Genomic DNA, 13,267 nt, shown 5'->3' with positions numbered 1-13,267 from the left:
ACTTGCGACACGTTTGTGTTGCGCATTGCGACACCGCTGTATGGCTTTCTTTTCTTAGCGTTGGCGCCACAGATGTACTCGTGGGCCGCTTGGCCCCAAACATGAACGGGAGATTTGGCCACATGGGGTCAGCAGTGATCGTCGATATCGTTCGAACAGGGTCCGGCAAGGGTAAGCCTGGCGGAGCGCTATCGCAGATTCACCCGGTGAACTTGCTCGCCGAAACACTACGAGCGTTGTTGGAGCGCAACGACCTTGATCCGGCGACGATTGACGACGTCATCGCCGGTTGCGTATCGCAGGCCGGTGAACAGGCCCTCAACATTGCCCGGACAGCCATCCTGGCTGCAGGCATTCCGGAATCAGTCCCGGGTACGACCGTCGACCGGCAGTGCGGTTCCAGCCAGCAAGCCGTCCACTTCGCCGCACAGGGTGTAATCGCCGGTGCCTACGACATCGTCGTCGCCTGTGGTGTGGAGTCGATGAGCCGAGTGCCGATGGGCTACAGCTCGGTCGATCAGGACCCCAACCGCGCACCGCTCGCCGCGCGCTACCCCGACGGCCTGATCGGACAGGGTGTCTCAGCAGAACTGATCGCTGCTCGGTGGAACATCGACCGCGAAGCCCTGGACCAGTACTCGGCCCGCTCGCATCAGCTGGCCGCGCAGGTCACCGAAGCCGGCGGCTTCAAGAACGAGATCATTCCGATCACCGTCGACGGCCGCGTTCACGATGTCGACCAGACCATCCGCGCATCCACGACCGTCGAGGGACTGAGTGGGCTCAAGCCCTCATTCGCCAACGATGAGCTGCACAAGCGGTTCCCGGAGATCAACTGGAGCATCACCCCCGGCAACTCCTCGCCGCTCACCGACGCCGCGTCGGCGGTCCTGATCATGAGCGAGAAGAAGGCCTCCGAACTCGGCCTCACCCCGCGTGCGCGGTTCACCGACTTCGCGGTCACGGGCAGCGATCCGCTGCTGATGCTGACCGGCGTCATCCCCGCGACCGAGAAGGTTCTCGCCCGCGCAGGTATGTCAATCGACGATTTCGACGCCTACGAGGTCAACGAAGCGTTCGCGCCGGTGCCGCTGGCCTGGCAACAGGATCTGAAGGCCGACCCCGAGAAGCTGAACCCCCGCGGCGGCGCCATCGCCCTCGGACACGCGCTCGGCGCATCGGGCATCCGACTGCTCGCCACCCTGGTCAATCACCTGGAGGCCACCAGCGGACGCTACGGGCTGCAGACGATGTGTGAAGGCGGCGGGATGGCCAACGCGACGATCATCGAGAGGCTCTGATGACCATCGGCAAAATCCAACCCGACTTCGCCGGCTCGACGGTCGTCGTCACCGGCGGCGCGCAGGGAATCGGCTACGAGATCGTCTCCTACTTCCGCGACGCAGGCGCCAAGGTCGCCGTCCTCGACTATGACGCCGCTCTGCTCGACAAGGCGTGGGGCAGTGTCGACAATGTGCACACCGCGGCGGTCGACGTCAGCGACGGAGACGCGGTCGCGGCGGCGATCGACGGCGTCGTCGCGTGGGCCGGCGGCGTCGATGTCGTCGTCAACAACGCGGGAATCGCGCGCGACGCGGTGGTGTGGAAGCTGACCGACGATCAATGGCGTTCGGTCCTCGACGTCCACTTGACCGGCACCTTCATGGTTACGCGCGCCGTCGTTCCGCACATGCGCGCTGCCGGTGCGGGACGCATCATCAACGTCACCTCCTATACCGGTATGCACGGCAACATCGGTCAGGCCAACTACGCGGCAGCCAAAGGTGGCATCATCGCGTTCACCAAGACCGTGGCCAAGGAAGTCGCACGATTCGGCATCACCTGCAATGCCATCTCGCCCAACGCGTCCACGGCGATGGTTGCAGCCGTGCCGGCGGACAAACTGGCGGAGATGACCGCGAGCGTTCCGGTCGGTCGCTTCGCCGACGCCGCGGAAATGGCACCGGCAGTTGGCTTCCTGGCGTCCGAGCAGGCGGCCTATGTCACCGGCGTCGTGCTGCCCGTAGACGGCGGGGTGTCGATGTGACCAGACTCAACCCGTCCGCGGCCGCAATCGACCCGGTTCCGATCCTCGGCCTGGCCACCACCGACCTCGTCGTGGAATCCGATGCCATTCTCGATGAACTCGTCTTCGACGCCGTCTCGCGCGCGTTGAAGGAGGCCGGCATCCGGAAGCAGGAGGTCGACCTGTCGATCACTGCATCGATGGACATCTACGACGGCCGCAGTATCTCCAGCGGCCTGACCAACGCCGCCTCGGGTGGCTACCTCGGTCAGTCGTATCGCCTCGAGGGAGACGCCGGTCAGGCCATCGTCGCCGCCGCCCAGACGATCGCCGCCAACGACGCCGACGTCGTGGTAGCCGTCGGGGTCTACAACCCCGAGGTGTCGGCGGCCGATCGACGCGCTTTCGTCCAGCAGATCTCGAACTACGGCTTCGAACCACACTTCGACAGGCCCGTGGCCCTCACTTCCGAGGTCGCCTTCGGAATGCATGCGGTACATGCGCTGAGCCACGGTCATGTCGACCGTGAGGCGCTTGCGGCGTTGTCGGCCGAGGAGATCACCCGCGGCGCTGGGTCCGCCCGCGCCGTTCGGAGCCGCGCGGTGTCAGCAGCCGACGTGCTGGCCGCCGACCACATCAACGGCCCTCTCACCGAGCTGATGTTGCCGGCGGACTCGACCGGAGCGATCGCGGTCGTGCTCGGGTCACTCGCCCGCGCGCGGCGTTCCCGCAATCCTCGTGCGGTGCTCACCGGCTGGGGACAGTCCACGGGTGACACGACCGCGAGTCCCTCGTGGTTGAGCGATCCCGCCGCTCCGGCGAGACGTGCTGCGAGCGAGGCCTATCGACGAGCCGGCGTCACTGACGTCGCCGACCAGATCCAGGTAGCCGAGGTCACCGCAGCATCTCCGGCGATGCACCGGCCCGTGCTGGACGCTCTCGAGCTCGGCGAGTCCATCACGGTGAACCCTTCAGGCGGAGTGCGTAGTTCCTACCCCGGCGTCGCCAACGGGGCGCTCCGGTTGCTCGAAGTCGTCCACGCGCTCGAAGACACCGATGCGACCGTCGGGGTCTCGCATTCCAACGACCCGCTGACCGGTCCGATCGCCGACACCACCACGGTGTTGGTCGTGGAGGGAATCTGATGACAACACGTGCGTTCATCGGCGGCGTCGGGATCACCGAGGCCACCTCGCCGCGTAAGCAGACGTCGTCGGACGTCGAGTTGGTCCAGCAGGCGGTGTGGGGTGCCCTTGACCACGCGGGAATCACACCGGCAGCACTTGACGGGCTCGTCATCGGCAACATCGACGGCTTCGAGGGTACGGTCCTCGGCGCCAAGCACCTGGTCCGGCGACTCGGACTCGGAACGGACCTCCCCGTGTCGGTCGTGAACACCGGCGGCACGACGGGCGGCAACCTGATGCAGGTCGCTGCCCGTCAGGTACGAGCGGGTGACCGACATCGAGTCTTGTGTATCGGTGGCCCAACGTTTTTCGGCGCCGTCGATCTGCAGTCGGCGATCAACACCAACTCGCCGATGGTCGTGGAACAGCCCCTGGGCATGGGGGCCTACCACATGGGCGCGTTCTACCCCAGTGCCTACCAGCGCCGGTACGGCGCCACCGTGGAGGACTTCGCGTTCAGCGCAGTGCAGGACCACGAGCACGCCTCACGAAACCCGTTCGCGCACTTGAGGAACACGGTCACCATCGACGATGTCGTCTCCTCGCGACCGCTGTCGAGCCCGATGACGATGGCGATGGTGTGTCCAGTGTCCACGTCGGCGAACGCGCTGCTCATCTGCTCCGAGGACGCCATCGCCGACGTGCGCCCCACCCCAGTACTCATCGGGGCGATGGCCACCAGCAGCGACCCCTACCTCGGTGGCGGCAAGAGCGACTTCGCGGCCATGGAGAACCTCGCCATCCTGGCCCGAAAAGTCTACCGAATGGCCGACATTCGCGATCCCCTCGCCGATTTCGATGTGGTCGAGGTCTTCTCCCCCTACGCCCCGATGCAGCCCATGCAGCTCGAGGCGTTGGGTTTTGCACCCCCTGGCGGTGGTATCGATCTGCTGCGGTCCGGGGCCACCCGCATCGACGGGCAGATCCCGGTGAACCTGTCCGGCGGACCGTTGTGCACCAACGCAGGTGTCGCTGGCGAACTCGCCCCGTACGTGTACGTCGCGCTGCAATTGATGGGCGACCCTCCCGAGGCCATGCAGGTCGCCGGCGCACGACGCGGTCTGGCTCACGGCACCGGCGGCACCTTCTTCCAATTCGAGAATCTGGCTGTACTGGAAAGGCACGAGCGCTCATGACCATCGACACCACCCCGCGGACGATCACCACTCAGCGGGTCCACTGGGATCTGGACTACGACGTGCATCTGGGCCGCACGTGGGGCCGGTTCATGCAGGGCCTCACCGACAAGCAGATCCTGGCCAACTCGTGCCCGGAATGCTCGCGTGTGTTCGTCCCGCCGCAGGCCTACTGCGAATCCTGCTTCGTCGCCACCGACCAGTGGCAGGAACTCCCGCCCGAAGGTGAGGTCGAGGTGTTCACCGTCGCATGGCACGGCTTCCGCGGCGGCCCCAAGCCTCCCTACGCAATCGCCGGCATCCGACTCGACGGCGCGAGCACGCTGCTGATGCACTACGTCAGCGGTCTCGACCTATCCGACCCCGCCGCGGTCGCCGAGCAGCTCCCGCCCGGCACCCGGGTGCGTGCGGTGTGGGCGGAGGAGCGCACCGGTCAGATCCTCGACATCGCACACTTCGAGCAAATCTGATGACCGACCTCACCACGATCACCACGGCGGTCGAAGACTTCCTGGCGGCACACGATCCCGCGTCTACTGACCGGCTGGAGTTCCTGCGGGCTCAATTCGATGCCGGTCTGGCGTGGGTGCACTACCCCGAAGGTCTCGGCGGCCACGGGTGGGACCGCACACTGCAACCCGCTGTGGATCGTCTGCTCGCCGAGGCCGGCGCACCGACAAATGAGCCGCACCGCAACATCATCGGACTCGGCATGGCCGCGCCCACCCTGCTGCGGTTCGGCTCCGAAGACCAACAGAAACGATGGCTGCGCCCGCTGTGGACCGGCGAGGAGATCTGGTGCCAGCTCTTCAGTGAACCCGGCGCGGGCTCGGACCTGGCCAACGTCGCGACGAGCGCCAAACAGTCCGGCGGCTCCTGGGTCGTCAACGGACAGAAGGTCTGGACTTCGCTTGCCCACGACGCGTCGTGGGCGATCCTCGTCACCCGAACCGATCCCGGCCAGCCCAAACACAAGGGCCTGACGTTCTTCGTCTGTGACATGAACGCCGAGGGCGTCGACGTGCGGCCGCTGCGCCAGATCACCGGCGAGAGCGAGTTCAACGAAGTCTTCCTCGACAACGTGTCGATCCCCGACGACCAACGGCTCGGAGAGATCGGCCAGGGTTGGGCGGTCACGCAGAACACCCTCATGAACGAGCGCGTGGCCATCGCGGCCGGCACCGTGCCCCGCGAGAGCGGCGCGATCGGTGAATTGACGAAGGTGTGGCGAGAGCGTCCCGAGTTGCGAACCCACGGACTGCACGACCGGGTCCTGCGATTCTGGGTGGAGGCCGAAGCCGCCAGGATCACCGCCGAACGACTCGGTCAGCAACAGGCTGCCGGCCAGCCGGGTCCCGAGGGGTCCGGCTCCAAAATCGCCTACGCGCGACTCAACCAGCAGATCGCCTCACTCGAGCTGGAGCTGCTCGGGGCCGAGAGCCTCCGCTACACCGACTACTCGGCTCGCCGTCCGGTGATCGTCACCCATGCGGAGAGTCCCGCGGGCTGGCGCTTCCTGCGCGCCAAAGGCAACTCGATCGAGGGCGGTACCTCGGAGATCATGCGCAACATCATCGCCGAGCGCGTCTTGCATCTACCGGCCGAACCCCGCGCAGACAAAGACACGCCGTGGAAGGACCTACCCCGTTGACCATCACCACGCCAGAGACCGGTGACCTGCTCTACAACGAGATCGAAGACGACCTCCGCGAGAGCGTGCGCTCGCTGCTGGACAAGAAGTGCGAATGGACAGCGGTGTTGTCCCGCACCGAATCCCCCGACACCGTCGACACCGCGCTGTGGAAGACATTGGCCACCGAGGTCGGCGTCGCTGCCATGCCGATACCGGAGGATCTCGGTGGCGCCGGAGGTAGCTGGCGCGAGGCAGCTGTCGTCGCCGAGGAGCTGGGACGCGCGGTGGCTCCCATCCCGTTCCTCGGATCAGCCGGCATCGCGACCGCGCTGCTGCTGGAGCTACGCGCCGAGGACTTCCTGAGCCGGCTCGCCGCAGGTGAGCAGACAATCGCACTCACAATCCCCTTCGCCCACGCGCCCCGGGCCGTCGAGCATGCGGTGACAGTCTCCGACGACCGACTGCGCGGCAACGTGACCGGCGTCGCCGACGCGCGGGTGGCGGACGTGTTGCTGGTGCCAACCGCGGACGGCCTGTTTGCAGTCGAGACCGCGGCGGAGGGTGTTCGCGTCGACGAGATCGTGTCCCTGGACATGACCCGCCCGCTGTCCGACGTGACCTTCGAGGGCGCACAGGCCACCCTCATCGCCGAAGCCGGCGACGTCCTCGACGCCGCGCTGGTGCGGGCACTGCACATCGGAGCGACGCTGCTGGCCGCCGAACAACTCGGACTCGCCGAACGGTGCCTGGACTTGACGGTGGAGTATCTCGCGACCCGTCGCCAGTTCGCCAGACTGCTGGGGTCCTACCAGGCGCTGAAGCACCGACTGGCCGACCTGTGGGTGCAGATCACCCAGGCACGCGCCGTGGCACGCTACGCCGCCGAGTGCGCCGCGACCGACTCCCCTGACCTGGCGATCGCCGTGGCGCTCGCGCAGTCCATCTGTTCTGAGGTGGCACAGCAAGCAGCCGAGGAATGCATTCAGCTCCACGGTGGCATCGGCTTCACGTGGGAACACCCCGCGCATCTGTTCCTCAAGCGCGCCAAGGCCGACGCCATCGGACTCGGCACAGCGGACTGGCATCGCAGCGCGCTGGCCACCCTCGTCGACCTTCCCGCACCAGGAGCGAACTGATGGCCATCGACCTGAACGGTATGACCGCCGTCGTCACCGGCGGCAACAACGGGATCGGTCGCGCGCTGGCCGTGGGCATGGCCCATGCGGGCGCGAACATCGCTGTGTGGGCGCGTAATCCGGATCGAACAGCTGACACCGTCGCCGAACTCGAGAGCCTCGGTGTGAAGGCGTTGGGGGTGGGTTGCGACGTCACCGACGAGAACGCGGTCACCCAAGCCATGGTCCGCACCGTCGAGACCCTCGGGCCGTTGGGATGTTTTGTCGCCAACTCCGGTATCTCCGTGGAAGAACCGCTGGCCGAGATGTCGCTAGACACGTGGCGGCGCGTCCTTGCAACCAATCTCGACGGGTCGTTTCTGTGCACCCGCGAGGCCGCACGCCAATTCATCGCTCAGGATTCCGGGGGTTCGATGGTTGTCGTGTCCTCCACAATCAGTCGCTACGGCGGCACGGGGATGGCGGCATACGCAGCGAGTAAGACAGGATTGGTCGGGCTGGGACGGACTCTTGCCGTCGAGCTCGCCCGTTATCGGGTGCGCTGCAACATCCTCATCCCTGGTTGGACCAAGACATCGATGAACGAACATCTGCAAGCCGACGAAAGGTTTGTTCGCGCGACCACCGGGCGGACCCCGGCTCGCCGGTGGGCCGAACCCGAAGAGTTCCACGAGGTCGCCGCGTTCCTCGCCGACCCTGCGCTGACCTTCCACACGGGCAACGAAATCGTTGTCGACGGCGGATACACGATCTTCTGATCCGTTACCGCACAGAGGACTTGATCTCATGACCGATACTGTGAACGACCGATCGGCGACCCGCGTTGCTCCACTGATCCCGATCGAGCAACTCGCGGATACCCTCGACGGACGGCAACTCCCGGGGGCGTCGCTGACGCTCGAAGAGTACGAGAGTGCACTCGCGGATTACGCCCTCGAGGCAGAGGCCGATGACTCCGGTCACGCACACCCCTTGTGGCTGCTGATCCTGGCGTTGCGCGGGATGGGAATCAGCGTCAACGAGTTGTGCGACCTCGCGGCGAAGCGCCCTCAAGACACACTGCTGTTCGGCACGTGTGAACTGAACCAACACCGTCCGTTATCAATCGGCCGCACCTTCACGGTGAGCGCGAAGGTGCGGCCGGTCTCGAGGAAAACATCTCGGGCAGGCGGGGTCCTCGACTTCGTCACCATCGACACGATCGTCCACGCCGACCTGGACGGCAAGGTAGTCGGCGACATCGTGACCGGCTACATCTTCAAGCGGGAGGCATGATGGGCCACGCAGCACTGCCCGCGGTGGGCGACGAGGTCCCGAGCTTTCGGGTCGATGACATCAGCGCAGACAAAATCAAGATCATGGCTTTGATCCTTCGTGACCCCAACCCGATTCACTTCGACACCGATGCGGTGCGTGCCGCCGGCCTCGGCGACCGCTACGTCAATCAGGGGGGCGTGACGATGGCCTACGTCATCAACCTGTTGACCCGGTGGACCGGTTCACGGTCGTCCGTACGCAGCATCGCGTGCCGCTTCAACTCCAACGTCTTCGCCGGAGACTCCGTGGAGCTGGGCGGCACCGTCATCGGCGTGCAGAGCGTCGGCGACGAGACTTTGGTCGAGTGCGAGATCTGGGCGCGGCGAGCAGATGACGTCGGTGCAGTGGTCGCCATCGGAGGGACCGCGGTCGTTGCCTGGTGAGGGCACACCGGTTTCGAATACGCAAGGAAAGGGGCGAGCGATATGTCGCAGACGATGAGCGCTCTGCAGTACCGAGACATCGGTGCTCCGCTAGAGATCGTCGACATAGCCCGGCCGACACCGGGTCCCGGCCAGGTTGTGTTGCAGGTGACCGCCGCAGGTGTCTGTCACTCCGATCTGCACATCATCGAAGCATCCGCCGCCGACTACCGCTTCGGGCCCTTGCCGATGACTCTCGGGCACGAGGCTGCTGGCACCGTCGCCGCTGTTGGTCCGGGCGTCGAGCACTTCAAACTCGGTACACCGGTGCTCGTCTACGGGCCGTGGGGATGTGGAGTGTGCCACGAGTGTTCCTACGGCCGGGAGAACTACTGCACACACCCTGACGGCGTACGTCCACCGGGGATCGCTGTCGACGGTGCCATGGCGGAATACCTCCTGGTCGACAGCGAGCGACACCTGATCCCCCTCGGCGATCTCGATCCCATCCAAGCGGTGGCTCTCACCGATGCCGGTCTGACGTCATATCACGCAGTCAAACGAGCCCTCCCCCGCCTGGGTGCCGGCTCATTCGCCCTCGTGATCGGAGTCGGCGGACTGGGGCACATTGCCATCCAGATCATCCGCGCACTAGGCGCGGCGAGAGTCATCGCCGTGGACATCTCTCCGGAGAAGCTCGACCTCGCTCGAACGATGGGAGCCGACCATGTAGTCATCGGTGATTCCGCAGCGGAACAGACCATCCGCTCGATCACCGCTGGACGAGGCGTCGACGCGGTCTTCGACTTCGTCGGTTCCCAAACCACAGCCGAGATCGCCGGACGCGTGGCCGGAACCCACGCGGAGATCACCGTGGTAGGAGTGGGCGGCGGCGCAGTGCCTGTCGGATACCGACGCCTAGCATTCGAAGCCAGTGTGCGCAGCACTTTCTGGGGCAGCCGAGGTGAACTGTGGGAGGTCGTCGACCTGGCACGCACGGGCCGACTGCAGGTGGAGGTGGAGACCCATCCTCTAGCCGACGCGGCTGAGGTATATGCACGACTCGCGCGCGGCGAGGTGCTCGGACGAGCTGTCGTCGTGCCATAAATCTCTGACGATATCGCCGGTAGCAACCGGGCTGCGGGTCGGTACCGCTGGTACCCAACCCGCAGCCCGTATCCGTGCGTCTGTCAGACCGAATGCGGAATACGGTATGGCGCAGTACCTCCGGCATCGACGACGTGTGTGGTGCCGGTGACGTAGCGCGCCTCGTCCGAAGCCAGGTACAGCACGGCGTTGCTGATGTCCTCGGGCTCGACCCATGGCACCCGCAGCCCGTTCATGTGGATGAAGCCCTCAGCGGCCTTTGCCTCGTCCATGCCCTCGACGCCAGGGAAGAACAAGTTATAGATGGCCTCGTTGTTGATCATCGGCGTGTTGACGGTGGTCGGGTGCACCGAGTTCACGCGAATGTTGTGCGGAGCCAGTTCCACTGACAACACCCTCATCAGGCCTGTCACACCGTGTTTCGCTGCTGTGTAATGAGCGAGGTTGGCATACGCGATCAGGCCGGCCACCGAACTAGTCAGGATGATCGACCCACCTTGGCCGCGCTCGATCATCGACGGGATCGCCGCCTTGGCGGTCTTCCAGGTACCGGTTAGGTTGATGTCGATCATCTCCTGCCACTGGTCCTCGGTCAGTTCCCATGCCGGGCCGTAGCTGGCGATGCCCGCGTTGGCGACGACGATGTCGATGCCTCCGAACTCGGCCACGCCATCGGCCACAACACTCTGCAGACCGTCCAGATCGCGAATGTCTGCCTGTCGATGCAGGATTCGACGATCTTCCTTTTCAACGAGTCTCGCGGTCTCTTCCAGGTCGTCGAGTTCACCGGTCGCATACGGAGCGGTCCCCACCGGTGCGCAGATGTCCACGGCGATGATGTCGGCGCCCTCTTGCGCCAGTCGGATGGCGTGCGCGCGCCCTTGGCCGCGAGCCGCGCCGGTGACGAGCGCGACCTTGTTCGTCAGTTTTCCCATCATAAACTCCCTGCTGTTGTGGCCGATGGTGGCAAAGAACCTGCGGTGCAGGCCATATCGCGACCATAAGGTGATGCCAGTCACGGAGTGTGTTGCATTCTGAGACACCTCGCCTGGGCCATTGATGCGCCCGTCAGGCCTGACGGAATTGATCGATCTGTGAAATGTAGCGGGATGGGACAACTCGACCCCTCGATCTGCTGCGAATCTGAGAACCGCCAAGTGAGTGACAGGCATCACAGCCCAGAAATGCGGGCGAGACGGCCTCACTCGTCGCATCACCACACGCGGCGGCCAAATCAGAGCAACCCCGGCGTCCGCGCCGACTCTCTACTAGGAGTGCACGTGAAGGTCCACATGACCAACCTGATCCAGAACTACAACAACGCACGCCCGGATTACGAAGTCTTCAAGGACCAGCTCGAGCTGTCCATCCGCGCCGACCAGGATGGCTACGAAAGCATCGGCTGCGTCGAGCACCACTTCGACCCCGGCTACTCCATGTGCCCGGACAACACACAGTTCCTGTCCTACCTCGCCGCGGTCACAAAGACCGCCAAGATGCACACCACCGCGGTCATCCTCCCGTGGAATGACCCGATGCGTGTCGTCGAGAAGATCGCTCTACTCGACAACCTGTCGGATGGTCGTGCAATGTTCGGCATGGGCCGCGGTTTGGCACGTCGCGAGTACGAAGGCTTCGGCCTGGATATGAACGAGTCACGCGAGCGGTTCGACGAAGCCGCCGAGATGATCCTCCGCGGTCTCGAAGAAGGCTTCGTCGAGAACGACGGCACCTTCTACAAGCAGAAGAAGGTCGCGGTCCATCCCAAGCCGCTGGGCACCTTCAAGGGACGTACGACCATGGTCGCGATGAGCCCCGATTCGGCAATTGCCGCTGGCAAGCTCGGAGTACCCATGCTTGCCTTCATCCAGGGCCCGATGGAAACCATGCACATGCCGATGATCGAGGACTACCGAAAGGCCTTCAAGGACACCCACGGTGGTGAAGCACCGCCGCCGATGATGATCGATCTCACCTACTGCCACAACGATTCCGAGCACGCGCGCCAGGTCGCCTACGAGGCCTGCGTCAACTACTACATCACCTGCGTCGAGCACTACGAGTTCGGTGGCCGCCACTTCGAACACACCAAGGGCTACGCCTCATACGCTGCAGCCAAGGAAGCGATCGACGCCATGGGCATCCAGGCGGTAGCCGACGTGTACGCCAACGCACAGATCTGGGGAACACCCGAGGAGCAGATCGCCAAGCACGAGGAACGCAAGGCCATCGTGGGTGACTACGAGATCATCTCGGTCTTCCAGTACGGCGGCATCCACGGCCAGGCCGCAGCCGACTCCTACGACCTCTTCACCCGCGAGGTCAAGCCGAAGCTCGAAAAGATCTGACCACCATCCTCAAGGGAGAGAAACCAATGACAAGTCCTGAACTGACCCGTGCCCGAGAACTGCTCGGCCACCTTGTTTCCGAGCCGGAAGCCACCATGGACGACTTCCGCCGACTCTACGAGGAAGTCCTCGCCAACTTCGAGGTCCCGGCCGACGGCGTAGTCGAAGCGGTCGACGCCGACGGGGTTCCGTCCTACTGGGTGAGCGCCCAGGGAGCGGATCAAGACAAAGTTGTTCTCCTCGTCCACGGAGGCGGATTCTGCATGGGTAGCGCGACTGGCTACCAGGAGTTCGGCTACCGCATCTCCAAGGCCTCGGGCGCTCGCGTGCTAGTCGTCGACTACCGACTCGCGCCGGAGAACCCCTTCCCCGCCCCGATGGACGACGTCGTCACCGCCTACCGCTGGGCTCGGCAACAGCCCGGTGTCAGCAGCGTCGCTTTCGTCGGCGACTCCGCGGGCGGGAACCTCGTTGTCGCCGCATTAGTCAAGCTGCGGGATGACGGCGACGTCGCTCCCAGCGCGGCGGTCGCGTGCTCGCCGCTCGTCGACCTCGCCGGGGAAGGCTCGTCGTTGACCGAACGTGCGCACCTCGACCCGCTGCCGGCTGCCACCCTGGTCCAGGCCATGGGTGGCGCATACCTGGCTGGCAAAGACCCCAAGGACACGCCGCTCGCTTCGCCGCTCTACGCCGACCTGCAAGGTCTGCCTCCGATTCGTGTGCTCACCGGCACCCATGAAGGGTTGCACGACGACGCGATCCGGCTAGCGGAGAAGCTCCGGGACGCCGGGGTGGACGTGGAGCTCGAGATCGGTGAGGAGATGATCCACATCTGGCCGCTTTTCAGTTTCCTCCCGCAGGCGCAGGATTCGACAGACAGGTTGGGCGCGTTCTTGCACAAGCACCTGGCCTCCTCGCCGGCGCAGGTCTGACCACGAAGATCGGCCCCGAATCCACAAGGGTTCGGGGCCGATCTAGTTCGACTGTTGCAGGGCGGTCTCCGGCCAGAGCTAGA

The 13,267-nt window shown here is 64.9% G+C and carries 14 protein-coding genes; 13 read left to right on the top strand and 1 reads right to left on the bottom strand.

The annotated features are described in order from the left end of the window. The first annotated feature begins 122 nt into the window (after positions 1 to 122). Genes M1L58_RS08020 through M1L58_RS07970 form a run of 11 tightly spaced genes read left to right on the top strand, consistent with a single transcriptional unit; the run spans position 123 to position 9,904 of the window. Positions 123 to 1,301, top strand: a complete 1,179-nt coding sequence (locus M1L58_RS08020; protein ID WP_248658480.1) for a thiolase family protein — start codon at positions 123 to 125, stop codon at positions 1,299 to 1,301. Further along, positions 1,301 to 2,047 carry an SDR family oxidoreductase gene (locus tag M1L58_RS08015; RefSeq protein ID WP_248658479.1) on the top strand — a complete coding sequence of 249 codons (747 nt, stop codon included), beginning with the start codon at positions 1,301 to 1,303 and terminating at the stop codon, positions 2,045 to 2,047. The genes M1L58_RS08020 and M1L58_RS08015 overlap by 1 nt, the downstream gene beginning before the upstream one ends. Further along, a complete protein-coding gene (locus M1L58_RS08010) occupies positions 2,044 to 3,171 on the top strand; it encodes a hypothetical protein (RefSeq protein WP_248658478.1) in 1,128 nt (375 codons plus the stop codon). The genes M1L58_RS08015 and M1L58_RS08010 overlap by 4 nt, the downstream gene beginning before the upstream one ends. Next, a complete protein-coding gene (locus M1L58_RS08005; RefSeq protein WP_248658477.1) occupies positions 3,171 to 4,349 on the top strand; it encodes a thiolase family protein in 1,179 nt (392 codons plus the stop codon). The genes M1L58_RS08010 and M1L58_RS08005 overlap by 1 nt, the downstream gene beginning before the upstream one ends. After that, entirely contained in the window at positions 4,346 to 4,819 is a 474-nt protein-coding gene (locus M1L58_RS08000) for a Zn-ribbon domain-containing OB-fold protein (RefSeq protein WP_248658476.1), read from the top strand. The genes M1L58_RS08005 and M1L58_RS08000 overlap by 4 nt, the downstream gene beginning before the upstream one ends. Beyond that, on the top strand, positions 4,819 to 6,000 hold the full coding sequence (locus M1L58_RS07995) for an acyl-CoA dehydrogenase family protein (RefSeq protein ID WP_248658475.1): 1,182 nt from the start codon (positions 4,819 to 4,821) through the stop codon (positions 5,998 to 6,000). Before M1L58_RS08000 ends, M1L58_RS07995 begins: the two co-directional genes overlap by 1 nt. Next, positions 5,997 to 7,118 (top strand): acyl-CoA dehydrogenase family protein, encoded by a 1,122-nt coding sequence (locus M1L58_RS07990; protein ID WP_248658474.1) that lies wholly within the window; start codon positions 5,997 to 5,999, stop codon positions 7,116 to 7,118. The genes M1L58_RS07995 and M1L58_RS07990 overlap by 4 nt, the downstream gene beginning before the upstream one ends. Continuing rightward, positions 7,118 to 7,876: an SDR family NAD(P)-dependent oxidoreductase gene (locus M1L58_RS07985; protein ID WP_248658473.1), complete on the top strand. Its 759-nt coding sequence runs from the start codon at positions 7,118 to 7,120 to the stop codon at positions 7,874 to 7,876. Before M1L58_RS07990 ends, M1L58_RS07985 begins: the two co-directional genes overlap by 1 nt. A 28-nt stretch (positions 7,877 to 7,904) precedes the next feature. Beyond that, positions 7,905 to 8,393, top strand: a complete 489-nt coding sequence (locus M1L58_RS07980) for a hypothetical protein (protein WP_248658472.1) — start codon at positions 7,905 to 7,907, stop codon at positions 8,391 to 8,393. Further along, positions 8,390 to 8,818, top strand: a complete 429-nt coding sequence (locus tag M1L58_RS07975; protein ID WP_308221795.1) for a MaoC/PaaZ C-terminal domain-containing protein — start codon at positions 8,390 to 8,392, stop codon at positions 8,816 to 8,818. The genes M1L58_RS07980 and M1L58_RS07975 overlap by 4 nt, the downstream gene beginning before the upstream one ends. Positions 8,819 to 8,872: 54 nt before the next feature. Then, positions 8,873 to 9,904: an NAD(P)-dependent alcohol dehydrogenase gene (locus M1L58_RS07970; RefSeq protein ID WP_248658470.1), complete on the top strand. Its 1,032-nt coding sequence runs from the start codon at positions 8,873 to 8,875 to the stop codon at positions 9,902 to 9,904. An 83-nt stretch (positions 9,905 to 9,987) separates the two neighbouring features. Here the strand turns inward: M1L58_RS07970 and M1L58_RS07965 are convergent, their stop codons facing one another. Continuing rightward, the gene (locus M1L58_RS07965) at positions 9,988 to 10,842 is read right to left on the bottom strand and encodes a mycofactocin-coupled SDR family oxidoreductase (RefSeq protein ID WP_248658583.1); all 855 of its coding nucleotides are present in this window, start codon (positions 10,840 to 10,842) and stop codon (positions 9,988 to 9,990) included. Positions 10,843 to 11,196: 354 nt separating this feature from the next. Here M1L58_RS07965 and M1L58_RS07960 point away from each other — a divergent pair, with 354 nt between their 5' ends. Together M1L58_RS07960 and M1L58_RS07955 are read left to right on the top strand one after the other, a co-directional pair. Continuing rightward, on the top strand, positions 11,197 to 12,252 hold the full coding sequence (locus M1L58_RS07960) for an LLM class flavin-dependent oxidoreductase (RefSeq protein ID WP_248658469.1): 1,056 nt from the start codon (positions 11,197 to 11,199) through the stop codon (positions 12,250 to 12,252). Between the two features lie 26 nt (positions 12,253 to 12,278). Beyond that, positions 12,279 to 13,184, top strand: coding sequence for an alpha/beta hydrolase (locus M1L58_RS07955; protein WP_248658468.1), 906 nt, complete (start codon positions 12,279 to 12,281; stop codon positions 13,182 to 13,184). Positions 13,185 to 13,267 lie beyond the last annotated feature (83 nt).

Source organism: Gordonia sp. C13 (assembly GCF_023218005.1).
In the GTDB taxonomy this organism is placed as follows: domain Bacteria; phylum Actinomycetota; class Actinomycetes; order Mycobacteriales; family Mycobacteriaceae; genus Gordonia; species Gordonia namibiensis.
The sequence above is the reverse complement of the archived record's forward strand: the minus strand, read 5'-3'. Positions and strand labels throughout refer to the sequence as shown.

Excerpts from the sequence above, each read along its gene's own strand:
- M1L58_RS07975 (WP_308221795.1), top strand. The coding sequence starts at position 8,390 with ATGATGGGCCACGCAGCACTGCCCGCGGTGGGCGACGAGGTCCCGAGC.
- M1L58_RS08000 (WP_248658476.1), top strand. The coding sequence starts at position 4,346 with ATGACCATCGACACCACCCCGCGGACGATCACCACTCAGCGGGTCCAC.
- M1L58_RS07955 (WP_248658468.1), top strand. The coding sequence starts at position 12,279 with ATGACAAGTCCTGAACTGACCCGTGCCCGAGAACTGCTCGGCCACCTT.
- M1L58_RS08020 (WP_248658480.1), top strand. The coding sequence starts at position 123 with ATGGGGTCAGCAGTGATCGTCGATATCGTTCGAACAGGGTCCGGCAAG.
- M1L58_RS07985 (WP_248658473.1), top strand. The coding sequence starts at position 7,118 with ATGGCCATCGACCTGAACGGTATGACCGCCGTCGTCACCGGCGGCAAC.
- M1L58_RS07980 (WP_248658472.1), top strand. The coding sequence starts at position 7,905 with ATGACCGATACTGTGAACGACCGATCGGCGACCCGCGTTGCTCCACTG.
- M1L58_RS08015 (WP_248658479.1), top strand. The coding sequence starts at position 1,301 with ATGACCATCGGCAAAATCCAACCCGACTTCGCCGGCTCGACGGTCGTC.
- M1L58_RS07995 (WP_248658475.1), top strand. The coding sequence starts at position 4,819 with ATGACCGACCTCACCACGATCACCACGGCGGTCGAAGACTTCCTGGCG.
- M1L58_RS07965 (WP_248658583.1), bottom strand. The coding sequence starts at position 10,842 with ATGATGGGAAAACTGACGAACAAGGTCGCGCTCGTCACCGGCGCGGCT.
- M1L58_RS07970 (WP_248658470.1), top strand. The coding sequence starts at position 8,873 with ATGAGCGCTCTGCAGTACCGAGACATCGGTGCTCCGCTAGAGATCGTC.
- M1L58_RS07960 (WP_248658469.1), top strand. The coding sequence starts at position 11,197 with ATGACCAACCTGATCCAGAACTACAACAACGCACGCCCGGATTACGAA.
- M1L58_RS08005 (WP_248658477.1), top strand. The coding sequence starts at position 3,171 with ATGACAACACGTGCGTTCATCGGCGGCGTCGGGATCACCGAGGCCACC.